A 25,509-nucleotide genomic window follows, 5' to 3' on the forward strand; every position below is an offset into this window, starting at 1 on the left:
CGGAAACAAAAGGGGAGTTCATCTATGCCGTCGAGCCACAATCGTTCTACTTCATCATCTTCTTCCGCTTCCATGCGATTCCGGTCGGTCAGGTCACGGCCCGTGGTGCTGGCCGTGGCGTTGGCGCTGGCCTTTTCTCCTGTGTTGGCGCAGGAGACCGCCTCGGATACGAGTCCGGACACGAAGCCGGACACGAAGCCGGACAAGAAGGCCAAAACGCTCGATGCCGTCATCGTCACGGGCTCCCACATCCGGCGCGTGGACCTGGAAACGGCGAGTCCGGTGATCACCATCGACCGGCAGCGGATCGAGGACACCGGCAAGACGACGATCGGCGATCTGCTGCAGGACCTGCCGGTGATGGCCGGTTTCCAGCCCAACACCTCGATCAACAGCGGTTTCAGCCATGGGCGCGCGCTGGTGTCGCTGCGCGGCCTGGGCCCGGAGCGCACTCTGGTGCTGCTCAACGGCCATCGCATGACCGGGCCTGCGAGCAGCGTCGCCGCCGCGCCGGGCGTGGACGTCAACTCGATCCCGGCCTCGATGGTCGAACGCATCGAGGTACTGACCGCCGGCGCTTCGGCGATCTACGGATCGGACGCCATCGCCGGTGTCGTCAACATCATTCTCAAGGACCGCTATGACGGCTTCGCGCTCGAGAGCGGATACGGCATCAGCGGCCATGGCGACGACATGCGCCGCAACTTCGGCGTGGAATGGGGCAAGACCTGGGACAAGGGCAGTCTCATGCTGGCGCTAGGCCACAGCTCGCAGAACGCGTTCTACAACAGCGATCGCGGCTTCGCCGCACACCAGCTCAGCTACAACAACGGCGTGGTCGGATACATGACCGGCTCGAATACGCGGGCCATCCTCACCGACGGCTCGGTGGTCGCTCCCAACAGCGGAGTCGGCCCTGGAACGCTGACACGGGCCGATTTCCATCCTTTCGGCAGCGCCGCCGGCGATCGCTACAACTACTACGGCACCCAGTACATGGTGACGCCGGGAGACCGTACCAACCTCTCGCTGCACGGTACCTACGACGTGACCGGCACCACCCAGGCCTACGTGGATCTGCAGTGGACGCGCAGCAAGACCACCTCGCATCTGCAGCCGTACGGCATCAACCCGAGCTGGATCGGCGCCGACATTACGCAGAACCCGTACAACCCGTTCGGAGCGGATCTCGCCAGCTACTACCTGCGCACCCCGATCTTCTCCCGCAAGTACGTGTCGTCGATGACACAGACCAACGTCGTCACCGGCCTGCGCGGCATATTCGGCGATTCCAGCTGGCATTGGGACCTCAGCGCCGGCTATGCGCACTACAAGGACAGCCTGGTGCGTTACGGCTTTGCGGTGACCTCGGAGCTGGCTCATGTGTTCGAAACCGCCAACGTATTCAACCCCGGGGATCCGGCCACGGTCGCCGCGTTGCGCTCGACCCTGTTGCCGGTCGATCTGGCCGACGAAAGCACCAGCAAGAGCCTTGGCGTCAGCACCAATGGGACGCTGTTCACGCTGCCGGCGGGCGACGTGCAGGGAGCCTTCGGTCTGGAGTACCGCCACAACGACTTCAGGCAGGGCACGCGCAGTTCGGTGGCCTCGGCCGACGCCTATGGCGCGTGCGACTACATGGATGGCTGCATCATGCGGCAAGGGCACAGCGAGACCCTCAAGGAGGCCTATGCCGAGGCGCTGGTGCCTCTCCTGAGCGATCTGCCGCTGGCGCATTCGTTGAACTTGAACATCGGCAGCCGCTTCTCCGATTACAGCGCCTGGGGCAAGACCACGAACAGTTCGCTGGCGCTGGAATGGCGTCCGGTGTCCGACCTGCTGGTGCGCGCCACCGCTGCGCAAGTGTTCCGGGCTCCGGCGCTGGGCGATCTTTACGGCTCGCCGTATCAAGGCGTCAATGATGTGGGCAGCTACTACGATCCCTGCGAAGGCTATACCGGCGGCGCGGGTCCCGGCGGATGCCAGAACGTGCCCACCGATGGCAGCTTCACCGACAAAGGCGCCATGACGGTCTATGTCACCGGCAGCGCCAACGCCCACTTCAATCTGAAGCCGGAATCCGGCCATTCCTACGATGCGGGCCTGGTCTACGACCCCGACTGGTTGCCCGGTTTCTCGGCCAGCGCGGATGCCTGGCGGGTCGAGTTGAACGACATGATCTCGGGCACCGACTACACCTACGTGCTGGACCAGTGCTACAAGGGCGACGCAAGCTTCTGTTCACTGGTGTCACGCGATGCCACCGGCCAGTTGCGCGGCGTCGTCGTGCCCTACGCGATCAACTACGACAAGATCGAGATCCGGGGTTACGACGCCGGGCTGAAGTACCAGCACGACGCCGGGAGCTGGGGTCGCTTCCAGTTCGGCCTGGATGCGTCCCTGATGTCCAAGTACCTGGTCGATGGCGGGAGCCACAACTATGTGGGCGAAACCTCGAGCCAGGGCAACCTGCCGCGCCTGCGCACCAACCTCAATGTCGGCTGGGACTACCGCGACTGGCACGCGAGCTGGACGGTCCGCTATGTCGGCCGCAGCACCGTCGGCAGTGCCTACGAGGGCTATTGCTTCAATACCGACGCCAACGGGAACTGCGTCTATTTCAAGGTCCCCGTCTACTTCAACCATAGTTTCTCGGTGAGCCGCAAGTTCGAGAAGTGGCACCTCACCGCATCGATGGGCGTGGACAACGTGTTCGGCAAGAAGCCGCCGATCTACTACGGCTACTACTCCAACGCGTCCAACACCGATGCCTCCACCTACGACACCGTCGGACGCTACTACTGGGGAAAGCTGCGGTGGGAGTTCTGATCGCAACCGCCGTTGGTTCGCACCGACGGCGCGATGCCGCTCGTCACCATCCGCCGGACATGCCGGCGGATGGTGCGGGGGTGCGACTTCGGCGTATCGGTGAGCCGCGCCCGGGGCGGTTGCCGCCGCCGGGCCGGCCAGCCGGCGCTGCATGAAGGCGAAAATTTTCCTTTGCCGTCTGTCGCGGCGTGCTTGCTTCCCGGCTGTCCTGGCACTGTCGCTGGCCGCGGTTTGGATGGCCGCGCCGAGGGCTGCCGCGGCGGCAGCGATACCGAGTAGCAACGCGGACATCGGCTATCCGCGCTTCAGCGGCGATCCGCATCCGGTGCCGCCGACCGGCGTCGCATTCTCGCCGGGCGGCTACCTGGAGAAGGTCTTCTCCAGCGAAGCGGCGCGCGGCGCCGGCAGCGAGCCGGGCAAGGATTTCTGGATCGACCGCATGCTGGCGCGCCAAGGCAGCGGCGGCGGTTTCGGCGACAGCAACAACTGGCTGTTCACGCGTGGCTGCGCCGCCTACATGTACACGCACAAGCCCGAACAGCCCGGCTTTGTCGGCGACGTCGCCTACGGCTTCAAGACCGGGCACGATGCGCTGTTCCGCCTGCAGGCCGAACTCGACGGCAAGCCGCTGCAGTTGAAGGAAACCGCCGGGCGGCGGCAGACCCCGAGTTATTTCCGCACGACGTTCGAGGACGCCGCGGCGGGCGTGCGGCTGCGCCTGGTCAAATTCATCACCCAGGAAAACGTGGCGGTCGCCGAGGCCACGCTGTCCTCGCTGGACGGCAAGGCGCACGCCATCACGCTGAAGGCGGTCTCGCCGATGGCGACGCATGCCGACGGCCATGAGCTGGTCGGTGCGTTCCAGGCCCACAACGACATCACCACGGTGTTCCCGCGCCTGTCGGGCGACGGCTTCAAGGTCGATGGCGCGGTGTTGATGCGACGTGTGCAGGTGCCGGCCACGGGCGAGACGGGCCCGATCAAGCTGCAACTGGGGCTGACCACGCGCGAGTTGCCGTCGTCGCTCGCCGAGTATCGCCGTATCGCGGGCGAGTCGCCGCAGCAGGCGTATCGCGAACACGTCACGGCCTACAACCGCTGGTGGGCCGACAACATTCCCTATCTGGACACGCCCGAAGACAACATCGACAAGACGCTGTTCTATCGATGGTGGCTGCTGCGCTTCAACTTCCTCGACGCCGACGTGCCCGGCAACGACTATCAGTTTCCGGTGGCGATCGAAGGCGTGCTCGGCTACGACAACGCCATCGTGCTGACCACCGGCATGTTCATCGACGATCTGAAATACCTGCGCGATCCGGCCTATGCCTACGGGTCGTGGATAGGCGCGGGCGAAGTCGCCGGCGGCGGCAAGTACGTGGACAACCCGGGCTCACCGGAGCATTGGTCGAATTCGTACGCGCAGTACCTCACCGCGGCGGCGTGGCGTTCCTACCGGGTCCACGGCGGCCCGGCGGCGATCGCGGGCAAGCTGGCGCGCTACGGCCGCGACGACGTGCTCGGCCTGCTGAAGGCTTACGACGGCAACGGCAACGGCCTGATTGAATACGACTGGGCCGCGATGACCGGCAACGACGCCGACGCGGTGTCGTTCGACTGGGCGAAACACCACGGCCAGCCGCGCATGGATCGCACCGAGAGCGCCTACGTCTACGCCAATGCGCTGGCCGCGGCGCAGGCGGCGCGTCGGGCCGGCGATGCCGCCTCCGCACGGCAGATGCAGCAGGTGGCGGCGCGGATACGCCTATCGGTCCTCGATACGCTGTGGGTGGATGCGAGCGACCGGCCCGATGCGATGGGCTTGAAGGGCAACCTGCTCAAGCAGCGCCAGAGTGCTGCACCGGGCTTGCCGGTGGACTGGAAGGAGATCAACAACTACTACCCCTTCAGCGTCGGCCTGATGCCGAAGGCGGGCGATCCAGACTACAGCCCGAAGTACGCCGAAGCGCTGCGCCTGTTCGCCGACGCGGCACAGTATCCGGTGTTTCCGTTCTACACCGCCAACCAGGCCGACCAGCGCGCGCGAGGGGAGGGCGGCAGCAACAATTTCTCGGTGATCAACGCCACGGTCATGTTCCGCCTGCTGGCGTCGGCGCTGCGCGACTATCCCAGCCGCTACCTGGACGCGCAGTGGTACCGCAAGCTGCTGTACTGGAACGCCTGGGCCCACTATATCGACGGCGACAACCGCTATCCGGACCAGAACGAGTTCTGGGCCAAGGGCAACGCGGCCAACGGCGGCAGCATCGGCTACCGCTCGTGGATCCACCACACCCAGCTCGGCGCCACCAACTTCACCGTGATCGAGGACGCAATGGGCTTGCGTCCGCGCAGCGACGGCAAGATCGAGCTGTATCCGATCGACATCGGCTGGAGCCATTTCGCCGCCGACAACATCCGCTACCACGGCCACGACCTGTCGATCTTCTGGGACAAGCATGGCGGGCGCTACGGCAACGAGGTGCCTAAGGGCTACTCGGTATTCATCGACGGCAAGCTGGCCTTCACGGTCGATCGCCTGGCCCATGTGGTCTACGACCCGGCCAGCGGCCGCGTCGACGCAGCGCCCGATGCGGTCAATCCGTCCGCGCCACAGGTGATCGCCGTCCACCGCGCTGCGATGGAACGCCCCGAGCAAGTGGCGATCGCCACCGATGCACGCGTGGCTGAGGTGCTGGCGAAGGTCGGCGTCGACTTGTCGCTACCGGCTGGTGCGCGCGACCTGGCGCTCGGCGCCAAGTTCAGCGCGAGCTTTTCCGCCGCCGGCTTCCCGCCGGATGCCGTGGTCGACGGCAGTACGGCGAACGAACCGTTCTGGGGCACCGCCGGCTCGCCCTCGGCCAGCGACTGGATCGAATGGGATGTCGGTGCGCCGCGGACGCTCGACGACGTGCGCCTGTATTTCTATCGCAGTTCCTCGCCGCCCGGCGAGCAGCACGGTTTCCCCTCGGGTACCCGCGCCGGCTACGCGCCGCCCTGGATGTACGTGCTGCAGTACTTCGACGGTCGAGGCTGGACGAACGTGCCGGGGCAGGTGCGCGACGCGCCGATCGCGCAGGGCAACTACAACCGCGTGCGCTTTCCTGCGATCACCGCGCAGCGTTTGCGCGTGCTGGTGACGCACGCAGGCACGCAGCGCACCGGCATCAAGGAGATCCAGGCCTATGCCAGCGGTGCGAACGTCTCCGGCGCCAAGGCCAATCTCGCGCCATCGGTCGAGGCCTGGCAGGAGGATCGCGACGGGCGTTCCGGCGTCCTGCGCGTGGCGGGCCGGGTCGGCGACGATGCGCTGCCGCAAGGCAAACTGGCCTTGCACTGGTCGGTGCTCGCAGGCCCGCAAGGCGGAGATGCGATCTTCGAGGATGCCGCCATGACGGCCACGTCGGTGCGCTTCACCCAGCCCGGCGACTACACACTGCGCCTGGTCGCCGACGATGGTGCGCTGCAGGGACATGCCGACGTGCGCGTGACCGCGCCGGCGCCAGCTTCCGGCGAGGGCGTGGAAGTGCAGGGCGACGCCACCGTCACCGCCCAATACACGGCCGCGCATCATCGAGTGCAGGCGCTCAACGATGGCGTCGTACCGGCGTCCGGCAGCGAGCCGGCCGCCGACCGCCGCTGGGGCAGTTGGGGACGCGAGCAGCCGTCCACGGTATGGCTGCAGTACGAGTGGCGCCATCCGGTACGCATCTCGTCCAGCGCCATGTACTTCTGGGACGACCAGCCCGACGGCGGTGTGGCGCCGCCGGCCGCTTGGCGGTTGCAATACCGCCGGGACGGGCGATGGATCGACATCCAGCCAACTTCCGGTTATCCGGTAGCCGGCAGGGAGCAGGCCAGCCGGGTCCGCTTCGCGCCGGTGATCACTACGGCCCTGCGCGCGGTGATCGCCGCCGCCAAGATGAACGGGGGTCATGCAGCTCTGGGCGTGGACGAGTGGCAGGTCATCGCCGGGCGGCCCGAACGGCTGGAATCCATCGACGTGCGAACCGGCATCGGCCAGCCGCCGCAACTGCCTGCAAGAATCATCGCGTGGTATGCCGACAACCGCAGCGCCCTGGTGAGCGTGAGCTGGCCGCAGCTCGATCCTTCCCGCTTCAACGGCGAAGGCCGTATCGACGTTCGCGGCCTGGCCGATGGCGGCATGCCGGTTTCCGCCACGGTCTGGGTGCGGGCGACCGAGCCGGGACAGGTCAACACCATCGATGCACTCGCAGAGGTCGCCACGGTCGCCGGCGCGGTGCCGGTGTTGCCGGAGTTCGCCACGGTGCAATACAACGACGGTTCGCGCGAACGTCGGCCTGTCGAATGGGGCTCGATCGCGTCGACCGACTATGCACGGCCGGGGCGTTTCACCGCGACGGGCCAGGTGGCCGGACGTGGCAACAGCGGTCGCTTGCCGGTCAAGGTCCAGGTCGTGGTATCGGCCGATTGAGCAGGAACGCATCCATGCCCTTAGCGCTGAACAAGTGGCGAGTCCAGGGCTTCTGCCTGCTGCTGGCGGCGTTGAACGTCCGCGTGCCGCCGCCGCAGCCGCGTCTGATCCACACCTCCGGCAATCCCATCATGGCCGATGGCGAGTACTACTCGGCCGACCCGGCGCCGCTGGTCGCCGACGGCAAGCTGTACATCCTGGCCGGCCGCGACGAAGCGCCAGCGGACGTCAACGACTTCATCATGAAGGAATGGCAACTGCTGGCCACCGACGATGTCGCCAGCGGCGAGTGGTTGCACTATCCGTCGCTGCTGCGGCCGGAACGCCTGTTCGCCTGGGCGGCGGAAGGCCGCGCATACGCCGGCCAGATCGTGCGCGGACCGGACGGGCGCTATTACCTGTACGCGCCGGTCGAGCAGCGCGACTCGACCAACCCGGACAAGTTCGCCATCGGCGTCGCCGTGGCCGACAGCCCGCTCGGGCCGTGGCGCGACGCGCATCCCCAGGGGCCGATCGTGTCGCAGTCGGTACCGGAAAGGAACGACATCCAGAACATCGACCCGACCGTGATGGTCGACGACGATGGCCGCGTGTACCTGTACTGGGGTACCTTCGGTCGCTTGCGCGGCATCGAGCTGGAACGCGACATGATCACCCCGAAGGGCAACGCCATCAGCGTGACCACGCTCGACGGCTACTTCGAGGCACCATGGCTGTTCAAGCGCCGCAACACCTACTACATGGTCTACGCCGGCAACAAGGCCGGCCGCGAATCCGAATGCACGCCGACGCTCTATCACGCCTGCATCGCCTACGGCACGGCGGAGTCGCCGCTGGGACCGTGGACCTATCGCGGCGTGGTGCTGGCCCCGGTGTCGTCGACCACGTCGCACCCGGGCGTCATCGAATTCAAGGGGCAGTGGTACATCACCTATCACACGGCGGATGCGAAGGGCGGCGGCCACTTCCGGCGCAGCGTGGCGATCGACAAAGTCGAATGGGACGACAGCGCGGCACCCGCACGCATGCTTCGCGTGGTGCAGACGCATGCGCCAAAGGCCGGGCCGAAACCACAGCGCAACATCGCGCCGGCGGCGCTGGCCACGGCTTCCAACGGCCCCGACATCCCGGTGCAGTACTGGATCGCCGCGCTCAATGACGGCATGGTCAGGAAATCGCCGCTGCCGCCGGACATGTGGGGCAGCTGGACTGCGCACAATCCGCCGCGGCAGTGGATTCAGTACAGCTGGGACCGGCCGGTTGCGATCAACGCAGCGCGCATCGTGTTCTGGGCGGACCAACCAGCGGGTTCGGGCGTCGGCGTCGCGCCGCCCAGATCCTGGCACCTGGAATACCGCAAGGCCGGCGAGTGGCGGCAGGTGCCGAAGACCGGCGCCTACGGCCATGAACCGGGCATCTTCGAGCAAGTCGGCTTCGCGCCGGTGACCACGCGCTGCCTGCGCGCCGTGTTCGATGCCTCGGGCGACGGCAACGCCTACGCCGCGCTGGCGGTGCAGGAATGGGAAGTGCTGGCGATCGAGCCGCAACGGCTGCCGCCGGCGGCGGGCGGCGCCGATGGGCACTGCGATGCGCGTTGAGAGCCGGCACGGCTTCGCTGCATCCTGCCATTTGCGGTATCTATCCGCTTCGTTTCCATGCCCTGGCGGCACGTCCCGTTCGTTGCCGGTCATCGCTCATCGGAAATGTCCGATGCCGTTTCGAATCTCCACCTGTTCCGGGACCCTCAGATGACACGGAAATCGCCTTACACCCGCACCCATTCACCGTTCGCTTCGTCGATCGAAAATGTTTCGCGCCGCCGCTTCATGCAGTGGAGCGCGCTGGCGGCAGCCGCCGGTTTCCTGAACTTTCCCGTGGAGGCGGCAGCTTCGGTACCGGGCAAGGTCGCTGCGGTGCCTCTCCAGTCTGTGCGCTTGAAGCCGTCGCTGTTCCTGGATTCCCTGCTGGTCAACCAGCGCTATCTGTTCGAGCTGGAGCCGGACCGGTTGCTGCACAATTTCCTGCAGTACGCAGGCCTGCCGCCCAAGGCCGCGGTCTACGGGGGCTGGGAGGGCGACACCATCGCCGGCCATACGCTGGGCCATTACTTGAGCGCGCTGGCCAAGCTGTACGCGCAGACCGGCGATGCCCAGGCCAGGCAGCGCATCGACTACATCGTGGCGGAACTGGCGCGGGCGCAGGCGCAGGACAAGGACGGCTACGTCGGCGGCTTCACCCGCAAGAACGGCAAGGGCGTGATCGAGGGCGGCAAGACCGTGTTCGAGGAAGTGCGCCGGGGCATCATCAAGGGCAGCGCCTTCAACCTCAACGGCAGCTGGTCGCCGCTGTATACCGAGCACAAGCTGTTCGCCGGCCTGCTCGACGCCCATGAGCTGGCGGGCAACCGGCAGGCGCTGGAGGTACTGGAGAGAGTGGCAGCGTATTTCGCCGGCGTGTTCGACACGTTGAACCACGAGCAGATGCAGACGCTGCTGGACAGCGAGTTCGGCGGGCTCAACGAGTCGTACATCGAGCTGGGCGCACGTACGGGAAACCCGCGCTGGATCGAGATCGGCAAGCGCCTGCGCCACGAGGAGATCATCGATCCCGCCATCGCCGGCAAGGACGACCTGCCGCACAGGCACGCCAACACCCAGATCCCCAAGTTCATCGGCGAGGCGCGCCGGTTCGAAGTCGCCGGCGACCCCGACGCGGCCGCGGCGGCGCGTTTCTTCTGGGAAACCGTGGTCGCGCGCCACAGCTACGTGATCGGCGGCAATGCCGACCGCGAATACTTCCAGCAGCCCGACACGATTTCGTCGTTCCTCACCGAACAGACCTGCGAGCATTGCAACAGCTACAACATGCTCAAGCTCACGCGGCACCTGTACCAGTGGACCCCGCAGGCGCGCTATTTCGACTACTACGAGCGCACGCTGCACAACCACACGATGGCGGCTCAGCATGCCGACACCGGCATGTTCGCCTACATGATGCCGATGATCGCCGGCGGCGAGCGCGGCTTCTCGGACAAGTTCGATTCGTTCTGGTGTTGCGTCGGCACCGGCATGGAAGCCCATGCGCAGTTCGGCGATTCGATCTACTGGCACGACGAGCGATCGCTCTACGTCAACTTGTATATCTCCTCCACGCTGGACTGGCAGGAGCGCGGCATCGCGCTGCAACTGGACAGCGGCATCCCGGACAACGGCAAGCTGCGGCTGCAGATCGACCGGGCGGCCGACAATGCGCCTCGGGGGCTGTTGCTGCGCGTCCCGGCATGGAGCGGAGGCCGGTTCGCGCTGCACGTGAACGGCCGCGAGCAAGACGCCAAGGTGGAGGACGGTTACCTGCCGCTTGTGCGTGCGTGGAAAGCGGGCGACGTGGTCGAAATCGAGTTCGACATGCCATTGCGGCTGGAGCATGCCGCCGGCGACGAGAGCACGATCGCCGTGATGCGGGGGCCGTTGGCGTTGGCCGCGGATCTCGGCCCGGTCAGCGAGCCGTACGATCAGCCCGACCCTGCGCTGGTCGCGGATGCATCGCCGCTGGCGGGATTCACGGCATTGCCGCAGCCGGGGCGCTTCCTCGCCGCCGCTGCGCGTCCCCGGCCGCTGACCTTCGTGCCGTTCTTCTCGCAATACGACCGCCGCAGCGCGCTGTACTTCAAGCGCATGGATCCGCAGCAGTGGGCGCAGGAAATCGCCCGGCGCGAGAAGGCGAACGCCGACCAGGCTGCGTTGCAGACCAGCGCGGTGGACATGATCCAGTTCGGCAACGAGGCCTCCGAGAAGGCGCACAAGCTGGCCAGCGACACCTCGTTCGGCGGCGCTTACCGGCGCAGGGAATGCCGCGACGTACGCGGCAAGGGCTTCGTCGAATTCGAGATGAAGGGTAGCGATCGTCCGCTGGCGCTGCGCCTGCGCTTCTGGGGCAGCGACAAGGGGCGCTTCAATATCCTGGTCGACGGCAAGCTGGCGGTGGAGGTGAAGGTCGAGCGCGGCAACGTGATCGATTTCGTCGACCGCGAATACGCATTGCCTCATGCGCTCACCCGAGGAGCGAAAACGCTGAAGATCCGTATCGAGCCCCAGCATGGCGACACCGCCGGTCCGCTGTTCGGCGGGTGGCTGATTCCGGCCTGATCGTGTGCCTGTTCTCTGTCAGCCGTGCGCAGGGACGGCCTTGCCGAAGTCTGCGCCAGGCCGCCGACCGGCAGCTCCACGGCGGTCGGGCTGTTCAATCGGCGAGCGCAGGCGCAGGAGGTCGCGGGGCTTCACAAACGTCATCCTTCTGCTATGATTCGCGGCTCAGATGCGGGAATAGCTCAGTTGGTAGAGCACGACCTTGCCAAGGTCGGGGTCGCGAGTTCGAGTCTCGTTTCCCGCTCCAGTTATTCGCAAAGCCTCGGCTCACCGGGGTTTTGTTTTTTAGAAGCAAGCTGCGATCTCACGGTCGCGATGCACCAAGCAATGGCCAGGTGGCAGAGTGGTCATGCAGCGGCCTGCAAAGCCGCGTACGCCGGTTCGATTCCGACCTTGGCCTCCATTGCGCAACAGGCTGCGACCCAGCCCTCAAGACCCGCCGTCGGCGGGTTTTTTGTTGCGTGTTACGGGGCCGGATACGGACCTCACTTGCTTAATTGGCACAAGCGTCGGCCTGCCACACGTGCGGTCGAAATCCGCTGGAACCGGCTGCAACGGCACAACAAATATCCGCCGGAGCGGAGCCGTCGTTGTACCCCAGACAGCTTCGTTTGGTCCCGCGTGCCTGATTTGACGATCAGGAAGCACTTATTGCCGCTCAAAACCGTTGGCTACAGCGAGAAATTCCCCTACATTCACCGTGCCGAGAGGCATTCCAAACATTCCATCATCATTGACGACGGGGAAATCCATGGCAAAGACGCAGAATACGAAGAAGAAACCGGTGGCCAAGGCGAAAGCCGCACCTGCCGCTCCCAAGCCGATCAAGGAAACCTTGAGCAAGTCCGGCCTGGTGGCGCACATCGTCGAGGCGAGCGGCGTGCTGGCGAAGGACGTGCGCGCCGTGCTCGCCGCGCTGGAGGGCGCCGTGGCCGGATCAGTGCACAAGAAAGGCGCCGGCACCTTCATGCTGCCCGGACTGCTGAAGATTTCCGCCGTCAGCGTGCCGGCCAAGCCGAAGCGCAAGGGCATCAACCCGTTCACCAAGGAAGAGCAGTGGTTCGCCGCCAAGCCGGCGTCGGTCAAGGTCAAGATCCGTCCGCTGAAGAAGCTGAAGGACGCCGCGGCCTGATAGTTCCGACGCACTCAACGAGTGTCAGTCATCCGAGTGCGACGGCTTTGCCCGTCGCACTTTTTATTTGCGTCGCGGAAAATCCTGCTTGGCGAAACGCGACCGGCGTGACGCGTGGTGTCTGGTGCCCGGAGCGGGGGTCGAACCCGCATAGCCTTGCGGCCGAGGGATTTTAAGTCCCTTGCGTATACCAGTTTCGCCATCCGGGCCGGATGTTGAAAGCGCGTTGCAGACAGGCTGCAGGCGGCGCGAATCGTAGCATGCGCGCTTGTCCCGGCTCAGCGTGCTGCTGAGCGGGTCAGAGCAGGCTCTTGAAGATATGGATGCCGGCGCTGTACTCGCCGATGATCGTGCCCAGGCTGACCAGGAAGAAGTTCAGCAGGGTGCGTGCGACGCGGTTCTTCCACCAGCCGCTCCAGTGCACGATGTCGTCGCGCAAGGTGTCGAAGTCGACCACGCGGGGGCGACGCGCCCAGGCCTCGGCCATTGCACTGATGCCACCGGCGGGAATGCCCGGGCGGAACGGTTTGATCGGTGCGGCGATGAAGGCGGCGAGAATGCTGAGCGGATGACCGCCTGCAGCCAGCGCACCGAGCGCGGCGAAGCCGCCGGTGAACAGCACCCATGCCGTCAGCGCCTGCGCACCCAACGCGGCATTGCGATGGAATGCCCAGGCAATCGCCGCAAACACCAGCAATACGAGCGCCACTGCCAGCCACTTGGGCCAGCGGGCCTTGGGGGGCGTGGCAGCCAGTTCGGCGATGGTGGCGGCGGGATCATGCTGCTGTTCTTGCAGCAATCCGCGCAGACCCTTGAGATGACCGGCGCCGATCACCACCAGCACGCGGCGCGGCCCGTCCGTCGCCGAACGTGCCGTTTCCTGACGCAGGCGCGCGGCCATGAATGCATCGCGTTCCCCGATCAGGCTGTTGTACAAAGGCTGCGATTCGCTGGCGAATTCGCTGAACGCGCTTTCCAGCAGGTCGCCTTGTTTCAGCTTCTCGATCTCGCCTTGTTCGATTTCCTCGCGCTCGAACACGCTGGCCAGCAGGCCGCCAAGCAGGCCGAAGCGCTGCCAGAAGCCGACGCTGTGCCAGGCACGCTTGAGCGTGGTGCCGACCTCGCGGTCGATCAGCCAGAGCGGCAGGCCGCGTTGATCGGCGCCATCCATCGCCGCCTTCATCTCGGCGCCGGGCTGGATGCCGGACTGATCGGCCAGGCGCTTCTGGAACGTCGACAACACCAGGCTGGCGGCGACCATGCCGGCCTTGCCCTGGCGGATCACCTTGAACAGATCCATCTGCTTGAACGCTTCCGGATCGCGCATGCTCTGCGCGCGGCTGTCGCACAGCTCCACCGCCACCGCATCGAAATGCTCGTGCGCCAGCAATGCCTCGACCGCGTCCACGCTGTCGCGCGAGACGTGTGCGGTGCCAAGCATCACGTATTCGACGCCGTCACGCTGCACACGCTCGATCGGCTGGCCTTGCAGTGCAGGCAACAGGGCAAGGTCGGTTTCGGGAACACTCATGCGATCAACAGGCCATTCACCAAGGGGAAATCCAAGCATGGGGACGACGGCCATGCGTGACAAGCCGCGCCTGAACAGCTCAGCGCGGCTTCAGTCACGAAAGCGCTTGAGCAGATCGGCATAGGCATCGATGCGTCGATCGCGCAGGAACGGCCAGATCCGCCGCACATGCTCGCTGCGCGCCAGATCGACCTCGGCCAGCAGCAGTTCACGCCCGTCGGTGCCGGCTTGTGCGAGGAACTCGCCTTGCGGACCGGCGACGAAGCTCGAACCCCAGAACCGGATCCCTGCGCCGACACCGGAGGGATCCGCTTCGTAGCCGGTACGGTTGCACGACAGCAGCGGTAGGCCATTGGCTACGGCATGGCCGCGCTGCACGGTGATCCATGCGTCGCGCTGGCGGTCCTTCTCGGCTTGTGCGTCGTTCGGATCCCAGCCGATCGCGGTGGGGTAGAGCAGCAGTTCGGCGCCGGCCAGCGCCATCAGGCGCGCGGCTTCCGGATACCACTGGTCCCAGCACACCAGCACGCCGAGCCGGCCGACCGAGGTGTCGATCGGCTCGAAGCCGAGATCGCCCGGCGTGAAGTAGAACTTCTCATAGAACGCCGGATCGTCCGGGATGTGCATCTTGCGATACCTGCCGGTGATCGCGGCCGAGCGATCGAACACCACCGCGGTGTTGTGATACAGCCCGGTGGTGCGTTTCTCAAACAGCGAGGCGACCACCACCAGCGTCAATTCCTGTGCCAACTGCCCGATGCGCGCGGTGCCGGGGCCGGGGATCGTCTCGGCCTGGTCGAAGATATCGACGGACTCGTGCTGGCAGAAATACGGGCCGTTGTGCAGCTCCTGCAGCAACACCAGCTCGACGCCAGCCGCGGCGGCTTCGCGCAGGCCGGCTTCGATCGCGTCGAGATTGGCGCTGCGGCTGCCGCGGTCGGTTTCCTGAAGCAGGGCGACCTTGAGGGTCTTGCGGGTCATCGGCTTCGATCCTGGCTTGACTGCCTGTACTGGCAACCCGGCAAGTTTAGCGGATGCGGTAATCGCTCACGTCAAACCGGCCGGCAGCTGCATGGTGATGCAGTGCAGGCTGCCGTTCTGCCAGATCAGCGGGCGGCAGGGTACCTGCACGATCTCGCGGCCCGGATGGGCCGTCGCGATGACGCGTGCGGCTTCGTCATCGGCCGAGTCGCCATAAGCGGGCACCAGCACGGCGCCGTTGACGATCAGGTAGTTCGCGTAGGAGGCGGCGAGCCGGCGGCCTTCGTCGAGGCCACTTTTATCCAGGATCGGCTTCGCCCACGGCAACGGGTATAGCTCGTATGGACGGCCAGCGACGGTGCGCAACGCGGCCAGTTCGGCGCCCATCCGTTGCAGTTCGTCGTGATGCGGATCGCTGGCGTCGTCGCAGGCCTGGAACACGATGCGCTCGCCCGGCGCGAAACGCGCCAGCGTGTCGATATGCGCGTCGGTATCGTCGCCTTCGAGGTAGCCGTAATCCAGCCACAGCACGCGCGCGGTGTGCAGGCTGTCGCGCAGGATCGCGCTCATCTCCTCGCGGGACTGTTCCGGATGCCGCTGCACCAGGCAACGCCAGGTGGTGAGCACGCTGCCTGCGCCATCGCTTTCGATGCCGCCGCCTTCCAGCGCCCAGTCGATGCGCTTGTGCGCGGCATGGCCGAATACGCCGGCGTCGACCAGTCCGGCGATCAGCGCATCGTCCTGCTCGGCACCGAATTTGCCACCCCAGCCGGTGAAGCGGAAGTCCGTCAGCTGGAACCTTATATCGCCATCCTTCAGAGTGATCGGGCCGGAGTCGCGCAGCCAGGTGTCGTCGTACGGCAGCTCGACGAAGCGGACTTTCGAAAGATCCACGCCGGCGTCACGCAGTTGCGATTGCACATGCGCGCGCAGCGCGGCATCCGCGACCACGACGATCAGCGGCTGGAAGCGGGTCACCGCGGCGGCGAGGGCGGCATAGGTGGTTTCCACCGCCGCCAGGCGTTCGGCCCAGTCGGTGCCGGCATGCGGCCAGGCGATCAGTACCGCGGACTGCGGTTCCCATTCCGCCGGCAGGCGCAAGGAGTGGTCGGTCATGCGGAGATATCTCGTGCAGTCGGAGAGGCGCCATGGCGGCGGCCGGACCGCTCATTCTACGATGAGGTCATCGTTGCACACACAAAAAACGCGGCCCGTGTCGCCACGGGCCGCGTCGTCGGAAAACCTTGTCAGTTGACCGCGGCCGGATTGGTGTTGTTGCCGGCCGGCGTGTTGAGCACGGCATGAATCACGTGCTCATGCTCGAAATACACGATGAAGTTCGAATATTCCCAGCGGTTGATCTGCGGGTGCTTCTTCGTATCGCCGCCACGCGGCGACAACTTGCGCTGTGGCGCGCCGTAGGCTTTCTCGACCTGGGCCATGCTCATGCCGCGTCTGGGCAGGTTCATGCCGTTTTCCTGCTGTACCCGGTGGATCAGCAGACTGTCCCCCCGCTGGGCTGCCTGGGCCGCCTTTGGTGCAGCAGCAAAACCGGCAGTGGCGGCCAGCATGACGACGATCGGCAAACTGCTCGTGAACTTGACCATGGCTCCCCTCTCCATACAAGGCTGTATGCGGCGTCGTTGTAGCAGAACCACTTATCCTACGCCATGCCGGTTTGTGCCGATTGCGATGGATTGGGCATTCGGCCATCGCAGCGCATAACCGGCCGGTTCGTCGAGAATAGCGCCATCGACGCTATCATGGTCGGCTGCGGACGATTGTCCCGCCCGGTTCGGATACGGTTTTTCATGATTTCCTTTCGACATTTTGCCTTGCGCCGCGGCACTCGCCTGCTGCTTTCCGATATCGATCTGGTGATCCAGGGCGGCTGGCGGCTGGGCGTGATCGGTCGCAACGGTTGCGGCAAGTCCAGCCTGTTCGCGGCCTTGCAGGGCAAGCTGGAGAGCGATGCCGGCGAGCTGGACATGCCCGCCAAGCTGCGGCTGGCCTCGGTGGCGCAGGAAACCCCGGCGCTGCCTGACGCGGCGATCGACTACGTGCTGGGCGGCGACGAGGAACTGGCCGCCGCGATGCGCGACGAGGCCGACGCCGGCGAACGCGGCGACATGGAAGCGATGGCGAAGGCGCATCACCGCATCGAGGAGTTGAACGGTTACGACGGTCGAGCACGCGCCGGTCGCCTGCTGCACGGCCTGGGCTTTCCGCCGGAAACCCACGAGCGCGCGGTCAAGGAGTTTTCCGGCGGCTGGCGCGGGCGCCTGAACCTGGCCCGCGCGCTGATGTGCCCGTCCGACTTGTTGCTGCTGGACGAACCGACCAACCATCTCGATCTCGACGCGGTGCTGTGGCTGGAGGAGTGGCTGCGCCGCTACCAGGGCACCTTGCTGATCATCTCGCACGATCGCGAATTCCTCGATGGCGTGATCACCCACACGCTGCACCTCAACGACGGCAAGGCGAAGCTGTACACGGGCAACTACAGCGCGTTCGAACGCCTGCGCGCCGAGCAATTGCGCCAGCAGCAGATCTCGCACGAGCGCGAGCAGGCCGAGCGGGCGCACCTGCAGTCCTTCGTCGATCGCTTCAAGGCCAAGGCCAGCAAGGCAAAGCAGGCGCAGTCGCGCATGAAGCGGCTGGAAAAGCTGGCCGGTACCGAGGCCGTGCGCGCCGAGCGCCCCTTCAGCTTCCAGTTTCCGATACCCGGGCGGTTGCCCGATTCGATGCTGCAACTGGAAGACATCACGGCGGGCTACGCGACGGATGACGGCGATGATCTCAATATCATCCTGCGCGATGTCCGTTTCAGCCTGGAAGCCGGCGAGCGGATCGGCTTGCTCGGCCCCAACGGCGCCGGCAAATCGACCCTGGTGAAGACCCTGGTCGGCGATCTCGATCCGTTCAGCGGCGAGCGCAAGGCGCACAAGGACCTGAAGATCGGCTACTTCGCCCAGCACACGGTGGAAAGCCTGCGCGAAGGCGCCAGCGCGCTCGACCACCTGCAGGACAAGGCGCCGAGCGCGACGATCCAGGTCATGCGCGATTTCCTCGGCACCTGGAATTTCGCGGGCGACCGCGCGTTCGAATCGGTGGACGGCTTCTCCGGCGGCGAGCGGGCGCGCCTGGCGCTGGCGCTGATCGCGTGGGACAAGCCGAACCTGCTGCTGCTCGATGAGCCGACCAACCATCTCGACCTGGATATGCGTGAGGCGCTGGCCGATGCGCTGGCCGACTTCGACGGCGCGCTGGTGCTGGTTTCGCACGACCGCCATCTGCTCGGCATGGTCTGCGACAGTTTCTGGCGCGTGGCCGACGGCGTGGTGGAAAGCTTCGACGGCGACCTGGACGACTACGCCAAGTGGCTGCGCACGCGCGGCGCGACCAGCAAGAAGGCAGCCAAGGCTGGCGCGGCCGCAGCCAAGCCGGTAGTCAAGATCGTGCCGGAGGAATCGCCCGAGGAACGCCGCCGCAACGCCGCCGCCCAGCGCGAAAACGAGAAAACCTCACGCCAGCGCGTGAAGCGGATCGAAACCCGCAACGCCACCATCGACACCGAACTGGCCGCGCTGGAGATCCAGCTTTCCGATCCGGCCACGTACAACGGTTCGACCAGCGAGATGATGCGGCTGGGACAGCGCCAGACCGAACTGCGCCGCGAGAAGGAAGCGCTGGAAGCAGAATGGCTGGAACTGTACGAACGACTGGAAGCGTAAGGTGCATCCGTGAGCGCCAGGTCCGAGCGATCATTGCAACTGTGGCTGCCGGCGCTGGCGCATGTCGAGCCAGATCATCCGCTGCGCGAGTGGCTGGCTCGCGCCGACCGATTGGCCGATGGCCAAGCCGGCTATCTGGGTGGCCTGGGCGATTACTTTCATGGCATCGATGCCGACCTGCCGGCGGCAGCGATCACCCGCGAATTTCTCATGGGCGACGCGGGCGAAGCCATCTGGTTGTCTGCCGACCCGGCCTGGGTGCAGCCCGACATGAACGGCGTGCGGTTGCTGGCCTGCGGCCAGTTGCAGTTGAGCATGGATGAAGCGCAGGCATTGGCCGAGCCGCTGAAACCGGTATTCAACGAAGCCGGCCTGCAACTGGAAATTTCGACGCCGGACCGGTGGCATCTGAAGCTGCCCGGCGACGCCACGCTGCCCAGCTTCGCGGCACCCGAGCAGGCGCTGGGCGAAGACCTTTCGCAGCATCTGCCGCCAGGCCCGCAAGGGCGGCGCTGGCGTGTGCTGCTCAACGAGATCCAGGTGCTGCTGCACCAGCATCCACTGAACGCGCAGCGGCATGCCCGTGGACTGGCGCCGGTCAACAGCTTGTGGCTGTGGGGCGGCGGGAGTCTGCCGGGCCCGCTGGATAGCTCTCTGCGTGGCGTGATCAGCGACGACCTGCTGCTGCGCGCCCTGGCCAGCCGCGCCGATGTGGCGCAACACCCGCGCACTCCCGAATTCGTCGCCACTGCCGCTTCGGGTTGGTTGATCGATCTGCAGGACCTGCCGCCTGGCGAGATCGCATCGCGCTGGTGGCCGACGTTGCAACCACTGGTCGATCGCCAACCGGTGGTGCTGCATTTCGCCGGCGCCGAGCGCTGGCGGCGCAAGCCGTGGCACCGCTGGCGCATCTGGCGCGGGGCAGCGCGTTGAGCACCTTGCAGTTGCGCCGGCGCGAGAGCAAAGGCCTGCCCAGCGGCTGGCCGTCCAGCGTGCATCCGGTGCTACAGCAGATCTATGCCGCACGCGGCGTGCTGGAGCCCAGCCAGGCCGAACACCGGCTGGCCCGGATGCTGTCGCCGCAGCTGCTGGGCGGCGTGACGCCAGCCGTCGATCTGCTGATCGAGGCGATTCGCGACGACTGGACCATCCTGATCGCGGGCGATTACGACTGCGACGGCGCCACCGGCACGGCGGTGGCAGTGCGCGGTTTGCGGCTGCTGGGCGCGAAGCGGGTGAGCTATGCGATTCCCAATCGTTTCGTGCACGGCTATGGGCTGAGTCCCGCACTGGTCGCATCGCTGCAGCCGACACCGCAACTGATCGTGACCGTCGACAACGGCGTGGCCAGTGTGGCCGGCGTGGCAGCGGCGAAGGCGCGCGGCATCCGGGTGATCGTCACCGACCATCACCTGCCCGGCGAGCAGTTGCCGGCATGCGATGCGATGGTCAACCCTAACCTGGTCGGCGATGCGTTCCCGAGCAAGATGCTGGCCGGCGTGGGCGTGATGTTCTATCTGCTGCTGGCCTTGCGAGCGCGGTTGCACGAGCAGGGCGGGTTCGTCGGCGCAAAACCGGATCTTTCCGTATTGCTCGATCTGGTCGCACTGGGTACGGTGGCCGACCTGGTGCCGCTGGATTTCAACAACCGCGTGCTGGTCGAGGCCGGCTTGCAGCGCATCCGCAGCGGCCGCGCCTGCGTCGGCATCACCGCGCTGGTCGAATCCGGCAAGCGCAGCGTGGCGACGCTGTGTTCCAGCGATCTCGGCTTCGCCGTCGGGCCGCGCCTGAATGCGGCGGGTCGACTCGAAAACATGAGCCTGGGCGTCGAATGCCTGCTTACCGACGACGTGGCGCAGGCTCGCCGCTACGCCGAACAGCTCAGCGCGATCAACCTGGAGCGCCGCGACCTGCAGGCGTCGATGGTGGCTGAGGCCGAACAGATGGTGGCCGGCATGACCGATATCGACGCGATCGGCGTGGCGCTGTATGAGCCGAGCTGGCACGCGGGTGTGGTCGGCCTGGTCGCGTCCAAGCTGAAGGATCGTCTGCATCGTCCGGTGATCGCGTTCGCGCCTGCCAGCGAGGACGACACCGGCAACCTGCGCGGTTCGGCGCGTTCGATCGCCGGCTTCCATATCCGCGATGCGCTGGCGGCGATCGACGCGCGCCAGCCCGGTCTGATCGAACGCTTCGGCGGCCACGCGATGGCGGCCGGACTGAGCATGAAAACTAGCGACTACCCGCGTTTCGCAGAGGCGTTCGATGCGATCGCGCGCGAACTGATCGACGCCGAGCGGCTGCAGGCGGTGCTGTATACCGACGGAGAGCTGCCGCCCGGCGCCGCTTCACTGGCGCTGGCCCGGCAATTGCGGCATGCCGGCCCATGGGGGCAGGCCTTCCCCGAGCCGCTGTTCGACAACGTGTTCGAATGCGCCAGCTGGAAGGTGATGGGCGAACGGCACCTGCGCCTGCAATTGCGCGACCCGCGCGACGGCATGCTGCACGATGCGGTGATGTTCAACGCGTATCACGGCCAGCCGCCGCCGCCGCAGCTGCGCGCGGCCTACGAGCTGACCATCAACGACTGGCAGGGCCGCGAAACGCCGCGGCTGTTGTTGCGGCATATCGAGCCCGCCTGAAGCACCGGTTCTGCCTGCGGGGCCGTCCTGCGCTGGCGGGAAGCGATTTCAGGTGTTCCACTTGCGCGGTTTTCACGCGGATTGATCCAAGCTGGCGGCAACCCGCCCATGGAGAACGCCCGTGATCGCCCATATCGAAGGACTGCCTGCTGGCACGCTGGGTTTCCGTGCCCACGGCCAGGTCACCGCTGCCGACTACGAGAACATCATCGTGCCGGATGTCGAGGCGGCGTTTGCGCTCAACCGCAAGCTGCGCCTGCTGTATGTCACGGCCGAGGATTTCACCGGCTTCGACCCCGGCGCGATGTGGGACGACGCCAAACTGGGCGTGCGCCATTTCAGCAGCTGGGAACGTATCGCCCTGGTCACCGACGTAGGTTGGCTGCGGGTTACCGCGACGGCCTTCGGTTTCGCGATACCGGCGCAGTTCCGCCTGTTCCACGGTAGCGATCTGGCCGAAGCCACGCGCTGGGTGGCCGAGAACGAGGCAGCCTAGAAAACCTCGGCAGGCCCCAAACACTTGCCAAGCCCGGGCTGATCTGTTCAAGTTGGCCCATGCATTCCTTCGCCGCCAGCTTCCAGAACCTCCTCGCGCCTTCCGCGCGGAGCTTCGTGCTGGTCGGCAACAACAATAATCGCGCGAACAATAACGCCAATTTCTGGCGGGCCGACGCGTAGCTTCAAGTTTTCATGAAAGTACGCGAAGAAGGCCCGCCCAGTGCGGGCCTTCTTCGTTTCTGCACCACGGTTTTTATCAACGACGAGGGGAAGTGCGATGTGTTCGATTTTCGGAATGTTCGACCTGCAGCCGGGTGACGACCTGGCCGCGTTGCGCCGGCAGGCGCTGGAGCTGTCTCAGCGCCAGCGTCATCGCGGGCCGGACTGGAGCGGAGTGTTCGTCGATGCCGGGGTGATTCTGGTGCACGAGCGTCTGGCCATCGTCGACCCGGCCAGCGGTGCCCAGCCGTTGCGTTCGCGCGACGGTGTACTGGCGCTGGCAGTGAACGGCGAGATCTACAACCATCAGGAGCTGCGCAGCGCCAGCGCGTACGACTTCACCACCGGCTCGGACTGCGAGGTGATCAACGCGCTGTACCGCGAGCATGGCGCCGACGAATTCGTCGAGCATGGCTTGCCGCGGCTCAATGGCATTTTCGCGTTCGCGTTGTGGGACGGCGCAGCGCAGCGCTATCTGATCGCCCGCGATCCGATCGGCGTGTGTCCGCTGTACTGGGGCCACGACATCCACGGCCGCTTGTGCGTGGCCTCGGAAATGAAGGCGCTGGTCGGCGTATGCGCCGACGTGGCGCCGTTCCCGCCCGGCCATGTCTACGACAGCGCCAGCGGCGAATTGCGCTGCTACTACCGCAAGCCCTGGCGCGACTACGCGCATACGCAAGGCCACGACGTCGATGCGCCGGTCTTGCGCCAGGCGTTCGAGCAGGCCGTGCACCGTCAGCTGATGACGGACGTGCCGTACGGCGTGCTGCTTTCCGGCGGACTGGATTCCTCGCTGGTTGCTGCGTGTGCCGCGCAGTTCGCCCGTCATCGCATCGAAGAGGGCGATCGCACCGAAGCATGGTGGCCGCGGCTGCATTCGTTCGCGATCGGGCTGGACGGCTCGCCGGATCTGGCCGCCGCGCAGATCGCCGCCGATGCGCTGGGCACCGTGCATCACGGCTTCGTCTACACGTTCTGGGAAGGGCTGGACGCTCTGCCAGAGGTGATCCGGCATATCGAAACCTACGACGTCACCACCATCCGCGCCGCCACACCAATGTACCTGCTGGCGCGGCGGATCAAGGCGATGGGCGTGAAGATGGTGCTGTCAGGCGAGGGCTCGGACGAGATCTTCGGCGGCTACCTGTATTTCCACAAGGCGCCGTCGGCCGAGGCGTTCCACGAGGAGACCGTGCGCAAGCTGGACGCGCTGCACAGCTACGACTGCCTGCGCGCGAACAAGGCGATGATGGCCTGGGGCGTGGAGGCGCGCGTGCCGTTCCTCGACCTGGAGTTCATCGACGTGGCGATGGGCCTGGATGCCAAGTACAAGATGGCGGGGCAGGGGAGGATCGAAAAGGCGGTGCTGCGCGAGGCGTTCGATGGCGCATTGCCGGCTTCGATCCTGTGGCGACAGAAGGAGCAGTTCAGCGATGGCGTCGGCTACGGCTGGATCGACGGCTTGAAGGCGCATGCGGAACAAGCCATCAGCGACCGCGAGTTCGCCGCGGCGGCGGCACGCTACCCGTTCAACACGCCCGCCACGAAAGAAGCGTATTTCTACCGGCGCATCTTCGAACAGCACTTTCCCGGTGAAGCCTGCGCAGCCACTGTGCCTGGCGGCAAGTCGATCGCCTGCTCGTCACCGGCGGCGCTGGCGTGGGACCCGGCGTTCGCGAACGCGGCCGATCCGTCGGGCCGGGCAGTCAAGGGGGTGCACGACCACGCGCTGGCGTAAGCCATCCTGCGTGTGGCTCATGCGCAATCGAACAACGCCATGAAACCGAAGTCCATGTGCAGCTGCATGTGGCAGTGGAGCAGCGACAACCCGCGCTGGTCGGCGGTGAAATCGATATCCATGCTCTGGTAGCCGCCCAGCATCGCCACATCCTTGATCACGCCGGCCATGGGCTGGCCGGCGATGCGGGTGATCTCGAAACTGTGCCGGTGCAGGTGCATCGGATGGATGTCGTCGCTGGCGTTGTGCATGCGCAACCGGTAGCGCTTGCCGTATTGCAGCCGGTAAGTCGGCTGCATCGTCCGCATGTCGAACGGCTGGCCGTTGATGGTCCACTGGTTGAAACCGTGGAGGGCCGCGTTGCGCTTGGCGAAAGTCAGCTCGATGGTTTCGTCGGGAGCGGCCGGCGGCGGCGCATTCGGCGCGGCGAAACGGCGATAGTCCCACTGGAACGGCCGCGGCTTGACCCATTGCGGCTTGCCGCCGTAGCCGGCGTACTCGACCACGATGCCCATGCCGCGCGTGCGGTCGTCATCGGCCAGGTCGCCGAGTATCCACACGCCCGGATGCGTCATCTCGACGATGGCCGAAATGCGCTCGGCGGTGCCCAGCCACAACACAGGCACCGTCACCGGGTGGGGCACCGGATTGCCGTCCAGCGCCAGCACCGTGAACGCGTGGCCGGGCAGGGCGAGGCTGCGGATCTCGGTGGCGCTGGCGTTGACGATGTGCAGCAGCACGCGCTCGCCGGCACGCACGCGGATCGGTTCGCCATGGCCGAGCATGCGGCCGTTGATCGAGAACGACTGGTAGCCGACTTCATATCCATGCGGCGCGCCGCCGGCCAGCGAGGCCTTCATCGCTCTTTCGCCGCGCTGCTGCAGGTCCGGGGTGCGCTCGCCCGGCCGCAGGAAATCCATCGCCATGTCGCCGCCCTTGCTGAAGAACGGGTCGAACTCCTTCAATGTCAGGAATACCTCGCGATCGTGGGCGCCGGGCTCATGCTGCGCTTCGATATACACCGGGCCGACCAGGCTGCTGTATTGGCCAAGATCGAGATTGGCCAGGGCGCGCAGATGTGTGTGATAGAAGCGCAGCCCTGCCGGCCCCGGCGTGAAGGCGACCCGACGCATGCCGTAAGCCGGAATGTACGGCGTGCCTTCTTCGGCAGCGCCATCCACCGAGGCGGGCAGGAACTGTCCGTGCCAGTGCAACTGCTCCGGCGTGTCGGTGTCGTTGAAGATGTCCACCACTACCGGCCGGCCCTGCTTCAGTCGCAGCAGCGGCCCCGGAAACTGACCGTTGTAGGTGCGGGTGGAAACGATGTGATCGGGTGCCAGCTCCACCAGGCTCCGGCCGATGTGCAGCGTGCAGTCGGCACGGCCAGTCGGTGCGGACGGTTTCATGGCCGCCGCATCGTTGGCCTGCAGCAGTCCCGGCACGGTACCGCCCAAGGTGGCCAGGCCGCTCAGTTTCAGGAACTCTCGACGGTCGATCGGCATGACGAGCTCCGTTCGGAAGTGGCTTAGCTTAATGTAGTGCGTCGTACGACGAAGGCAGCGTCTCCATCTGGTATTCTTGTGCGCTTGTATTGCGGACCG

General features: G+C 65.9%; 16 protein-coding genes and 3 tRNA genes. 13 read left to right on the plus strand and 6 right to left on the minus strand.

All coding sequences use genetic code 11. The features are described 5' to 3' along the window. Positions 1-72 precede the first annotated feature (72 nt). The 7 genes from ACFPPB_RS08030 (at position 73) to ACFPPB_RS08060 (ending at position 12,562) form a co-directional block, all read left to right on the plus strand. Entirely contained in the window at positions 73-2,829 is a 2,757-nt protein-coding gene (locus ACFPPB_RS08030) for a TonB-dependent receptor plug domain-containing protein (RefSeq protein WP_377326125.1), read from the plus strand. A 151-nt stretch (positions 2,830-2,980) separates the two neighbouring features. Continuing rightward, positions 2,981-7,285 (plus strand): Ig-like domain-containing protein, encoded by a 4,305-nt coding sequence (locus ACFPPB_RS08035; RefSeq protein WP_377326127.1) that lies wholly within the window; start codon positions 2,981-2,983, stop codon positions 7,283-7,285. Between the two features lie 14 nt (positions 7,286-7,299). After that, the gene (locus ACFPPB_RS08040; protein ID WP_377326129.1) at positions 7,300-8,883 is read left to right on the plus strand and encodes a family 43 glycosylhydrolase; all 1,584 of its coding nucleotides are present in this window, start codon (positions 7,300-7,302) and stop codon (positions 8,881-8,883) included. Between the two features lie 150 nt (positions 8,884-9,033). Continuing rightward, the gene (locus ACFPPB_RS08045; protein ID WP_377326131.1) at positions 9,034-11,430 is read left to right on the plus strand and encodes a glycoside hydrolase family 127 protein; all 2,397 of its coding nucleotides are present in this window, start codon (positions 9,034-9,036) and stop codon (positions 11,428-11,430) included. Positions 11,431-11,601: 171 nt separating this feature from the next. Then, positions 11,602-11,677 (plus strand) — tRNA-Gly (locus tag ACFPPB_RS08050). An 82-nt stretch (positions 11,678-11,759) separates the two neighbouring features. After that, a tRNA-Cys gene (locus ACFPPB_RS08055) sits at positions 11,760-11,833 on the plus strand. 348 nt (positions 11,834-12,181) lie between these two features. Continuing rightward, entirely contained in the window at positions 12,182-12,562 is a 381-nt protein-coding gene (locus ACFPPB_RS08060; RefSeq protein ID WP_377326132.1) for an HU family DNA-binding protein, read from the plus strand. Positions 12,563-12,684: 122 nt separating this feature from the next. On the opposite strand, the gene ACFPPB_RS08065 is transcribed toward ACFPPB_RS08060, so the two are convergent. The 5 genes from ACFPPB_RS08065 to ACFPPB_RS08085 form a co-directional block, all read right to left on the minus strand. Continuing rightward, a tRNA-Leu gene (locus tag ACFPPB_RS08065) sits at positions 12,685-12,771 on the minus strand. 89 nt (positions 12,772-12,860) lie between these two features. Next, positions 12,861-14,093, minus strand: coding sequence for a TraB/GumN family protein (locus ACFPPB_RS08070; RefSeq protein ID WP_377326134.1), 1,233 nt, complete (start codon positions 14,091-14,093; stop codon positions 12,861-12,863). A 90-nt stretch (positions 14,094-14,183) separates the two neighbouring features. Beyond that, the gene (locus ACFPPB_RS08075) at positions 14,184-15,074 is read right to left on the minus strand and encodes a carbon-nitrogen hydrolase (protein ID WP_377326136.1); all 891 of its coding nucleotides are present in this window, start codon (positions 15,072-15,074) and stop codon (positions 14,184-14,186) included. A gap of 66 nt (positions 15,075-15,140) precedes the next feature. Next, the gene (locus ACFPPB_RS08080) at positions 15,141-16,190 is read right to left on the minus strand and encodes an agmatine deiminase family protein (RefSeq protein WP_377326138.1); all 1,050 of its coding nucleotides are present in this window, start codon (positions 16,188-16,190) and stop codon (positions 15,141-15,143) included. A 131-nt stretch (positions 16,191-16,321) separates the two neighbouring features. Next, a complete protein-coding gene (locus tag ACFPPB_RS08085) occupies positions 16,322-16,681 on the minus strand; it encodes a hypothetical protein (protein WP_377326139.1) in 360 nt (119 codons plus the stop codon). 204 nt (positions 16,682-16,885) lie between these two features. Here ACFPPB_RS08085 and ACFPPB_RS08090 point away from each other — a divergent pair, with 204 nt between their 5' ends. The 6 genes from ACFPPB_RS08090 (at position 16,886) to asnB (ending at position 23,908) form a co-directional block, all read left to right on the plus strand. Further along, positions 16,886-18,808, plus strand: a complete 1,923-nt coding sequence (locus ACFPPB_RS08090) for an ABC-F family ATP-binding cassette domain-containing protein (protein ID WP_377326141.1) — start codon at positions 16,886-16,888, stop codon at positions 18,806-18,808. 9 nt (positions 18,809-18,817) lie between these two features. After that, positions 18,818-19,741: a phosphoglycerate mutase gene (locus tag ACFPPB_RS08095; RefSeq protein ID WP_377326143.1), complete on the plus strand. Its 924-nt coding sequence runs from the start codon at positions 18,818-18,820 to the stop codon at positions 19,739-19,741. Further along, on the plus strand, positions 19,702-21,450 hold the full coding sequence (gene recJ, locus ACFPPB_RS08100) for a single-stranded-DNA-specific exonuclease RecJ (protein WP_377326145.1): 1,749 nt from the start codon (positions 19,702-19,704) through the stop codon (positions 21,448-21,450). The genes ACFPPB_RS08095 and recJ overlap by 40 nt, the downstream gene beginning before the upstream one ends. 121 nt (positions 21,451-21,571) lie before the next feature. Continuing rightward, the gene (locus ACFPPB_RS08105) at positions 21,572-21,946 is read left to right on the plus strand and encodes a SpoIIAA family protein (protein WP_377326147.1); all 375 of its coding nucleotides are present in this window, start codon (positions 21,572-21,574) and stop codon (positions 21,944-21,946) included. Between the two features lie 59 nt (positions 21,947-22,005). Next, the gene (locus ACFPPB_RS08110; protein ID WP_377326149.1) at positions 22,006-22,128 is read left to right on the plus strand and encodes a hypothetical protein; all 123 of its coding nucleotides are present in this window, start codon (positions 22,006-22,008) and stop codon (positions 22,126-22,128) included. A gap of 97 nt (positions 22,129-22,225) precedes the next feature. Continuing rightward, complete coding sequence (asnB, locus tag ACFPPB_RS08115; protein WP_377326151.1) at positions 22,226-23,908, plus strand: asparagine synthase B; 1,683 nt, start codon at positions 22,226-22,228, stop codon at positions 23,906-23,908. Positions 23,909-23,925: 17 nt separating this feature from the next. On the opposite strand, the gene ACFPPB_RS08120 is transcribed toward asnB, so the two are convergent. Further along, the gene (locus ACFPPB_RS08120) at positions 23,926-25,410 is read right to left on the minus strand and encodes a multicopper oxidase family protein (protein ID WP_377326153.1); all 1,485 of its coding nucleotides are present in this window, start codon (positions 25,408-25,410) and stop codon (positions 23,926-23,928) included. Between the last annotated feature and the right edge of the window lie 99 nt (positions 25,411-25,509).

Origin of the sequence: Rhodanobacter terrae (genome assembly GCF_042657005.1) — a bacterium.
Lineage (GTDB): Bacteria > Pseudomonadota > Gammaproteobacteria > Xanthomonadales > Rhodanobacteraceae > Rhodanobacter > Rhodanobacter terrae.

Excerpts from the sequence above, each read along its gene's own strand:
- ACFPPB_RS08030 (WP_377326125.1), top strand. The coding sequence starts at position 73 with ATGCGATTCCGGTCGGTCAGGTCACGGCCCGTGGTGCTGGCCGTGGCG.
- ACFPPB_RS08120 (WP_377326153.1), bottom strand. The coding sequence starts at position 25,410 with ATGCCGATCGACCGTCGAGAGTTCCTGAAACTGAGCGGCCTGGCCACC.
- ACFPPB_RS08085 (WP_377326139.1), bottom strand. The coding sequence starts at position 16,681 with ATGGTCAAGTTCACGAGCAGTTTGCCGATCGTCGTCATGCTGGCCGCC.
- ACFPPB_RS08110 (WP_377326149.1), top strand. The coding sequence starts at position 22,006 with ATGCATTCCTTCGCCGCCAGCTTCCAGAACCTCCTCGCGCCTTCCGCG.
- ACFPPB_RS08080 (WP_377326138.1), bottom strand. The coding sequence starts at position 16,190 with ATGACCGACCACTCCTTGCGCCTGCCGGCGGAATGGGAACCGCAGTCC.
- ACFPPB_RS08090 (WP_377326141.1), top strand. The coding sequence starts at position 16,886 with ATGATTTCCTTTCGACATTTTGCCTTGCGCCGCGGCACTCGCCTGCTG.
- ACFPPB_RS08070 (WP_377326134.1), bottom strand. The coding sequence starts at position 14,093 with ATGAGTGTTCCCGAAACCGACCTTGCCCTGTTGCCTGCACTGCAAGGC.
- ACFPPB_RS08045 (WP_377326131.1), top strand. The coding sequence starts at position 9,034 with ATGACACGGAAATCGCCTTACACCCGCACCCATTCACCGTTCGCTTCG.
- ACFPPB_RS08060 (WP_377326132.1), top strand. The coding sequence starts at position 12,182 with ATGGCAAAGACGCAGAATACGAAGAAGAAACCGGTGGCCAAGGCGAAA.
- ACFPPB_RS08075 (WP_377326136.1), bottom strand. The coding sequence starts at position 15,074 with ATGACCCGCAAGACCCTCAAGGTCGCCCTGCTTCAGGAAACCGACCGC.
- ACFPPB_RS08040 (WP_377326129.1), top strand. The coding sequence starts at position 7,300 with ATGCCCTTAGCGCTGAACAAGTGGCGAGTCCAGGGCTTCTGCCTGCTG.
- asnB (WP_377326151.1), top strand. The coding sequence starts at position 22,226 with ATGTGTTCGATTTTCGGAATGTTCGACCTGCAGCCGGGTGACGACCTG.
- ACFPPB_RS08035 (WP_377326127.1), top strand. The coding sequence starts at position 2,981 with ATGAAGGCGAAAATTTTCCTTTGCCGTCTGTCGCGGCGTGCTTGCTTC.